The 393-nt window shown below is 72.5% G+C and carries 1 protein-coding gene; it reads right to left on the reverse strand.

Annotated elements, in window-relative coordinates:
* The coding region (locus IU459_RS37690; RefSeq protein ID WP_195134328.1) for an AMP-binding protein at positions 1 to 393 on the reverse strand (393 nt) is incomplete at both ends.

Consider the following 393-nt stretch of genomic DNA (forward strand, 5'->3'; position numbering starts at 1 on the left):
CCACCAGGTCCAGCGACCGCGGCAGGATCACCGCGACCAGCGTCTCCGGGCCCGCGCCGTCGGCGATCAGCCTGCGCGCCAGCACATTCGCGCGCCGGTCCAGCTCCGCGTAGGTCAGCGTCTCCACACCGAAGCGGGCCGCGACGCGACCCGGGTGCGCGGCGACGGCGGCGTCGAACAGCCCGACCAGAGTGATGCCGGGATCGGCGAACCGCTGCGTACCAGCGGCGTCCGCCGCGGATGACACCCAGCGCTGCGACACATCCAGACGCTCGCTCTCGCCGAGCAGATCGATATCGCCGACCGCGATCTCCGGGTCCTCGGCGACACCGCGCAGGATGCGCACGAAGCGGTCGGCGAAGGCGGCCACCGTCTCCGGGTCGAACAGATCGG

The organism is Nocardia amamiensis (genome assembly GCF_015477605.1).
Lineage (GTDB): Bacteria > Actinomycetota > Actinomycetes > Mycobacteriales > Mycobacteriaceae > Nocardia > Nocardia amamiensis_A.